We start from the raw sequence: 1,430 nt of genomic DNA, 5'->3' as shown, positions 1-1,430 counted from the left end.
GGCTTCGATCAAGAGCTTCGCCTTGCGGCTGACCCCATCAATTAACCTTCCAGCACCGGGCAGGCGTCACACCGTATACGTCCACTTTCGTGTTTGCACAGTGCTGTGTTTTTATTAAACAGTTGCAGCCAGCTGGTATCTTCGACTGGCTTCAGCTCCATCCGCAAGGGACTTCACCTACATGCCAGCGTGCCTTCTCCCGAAGTTACGGCACCATTTTGCCTAGTTCCTTCACCCGAGTTCTCTCAAGCGCCTTGGTATTCTCTACCTGACCACCTGTGTCGGTTTGGGGTACGATTTAATGTTACCTGATGCTTAGAGGATTTTCCTGGAAGCAGGGCATCAACTACTTCTGCACCGTAGTGCATCGTCATCACGCCTCAGGGTTAGTATGCAACCGGATTTACCAGGTCACACCCCCTACACGCTTAAACCGGGACAACCGTCGCCCGGCTAGCCTAGCCTTCTCCGTCCCCCCTTCGCAGTAACACCAAGTACAGGAATATTAACCTGTTTCCCATCGACTACGCTTTTCAGCCTCGCCTTAGGGGTCGACTCACCCTGCCCCGATTAACGTTGGACAGGAACCCTTGGTCTTCCGGCGAGCGGGCTTTTCACCCGCTTTATCGTTACTTATGTCAGCATTCGCACTTCTGATACCTCCAGCAACCCTCACAGGCCACCTTCAACGGCTTACAGAACGCTCCCCTACCCAACAACGCCTAAGCGTCGCTGCCGCAGCTTCGGTGCATGGTTTAGCCCCGTTACATCTTCCGCGCAGGCCGACTCGACCAGTGAGCTATTACGCTTTCTTTAAATGATGGCTGCTTCTAAGCCAACATCCTGGCTGTCTATGCCTTCCCACATCGTTTCCCACTTAACCATGACTTTGGGACCTTAGCTGGCGGTCTGGGTTGTTTCCCTCTTCACGACGGACGTTAGCACCCGCCGTGTGTCTCCCGTGATAACATTCTTCGGTATTCGGAGTTTGCATCGGTTTGGTAAGCCGGGATGGCCCCCTAGCCGAAACAGTGCTCTACCCCCGAAGATGAGTTCACGAGGCGCTACCTAAATAGCTTTCGGGGAGAACCAGCTATCTCCCGGTTTGATTGGCCTTTCACCCCCAGCCACAAGTCATCCGCTAATTTTTCAACATTAGTCGGTTCGGTCCTCCAGTTAGTGTTACCCAACCTTCAACCTGCCCATGGCTAGATCACCGGGTTTCGGGTCTATACCTTGCAACTAATCGCCCAGTTAAGACTCGGTTTCCCTACGGCTCCCCTATACGGTTAACCTTGCTACAAAATATAAGTCGCTGACCCATTATACAAAAGGTACGCAGTCACACCACGAAGGTGCTCCCACTGCTTGTACGTACACGGTTTCAGGTTCTATTTCACTCCCCTCGCCGGGGTTCTTTTCGCCTTTCC

The 1,430-nt window shown here is 53.0% G+C and carries 1 rRNA gene; it reads right to left on the bottom strand.

What is annotated here, in order from left to right:
* Nucleotides 1–1,430: ribosomal RNA gene (locus ACGFWI_RS39000) — 23S ribosomal RNA — on the bottom strand; the annotation flags it as partial.

This window comes from Streptomyces sp. NPDC048434, from assembly GCF_043200375.1.
Lineage (GTDB): Bacteria > Actinomycetota > Actinomycetes > Streptomycetales > Streptomycetaceae > Streptomyces.
Note: the sequence above shows the minus strand (reverse complement) of the source record. Positions and strands in the feature narration are given on the sequence as shown.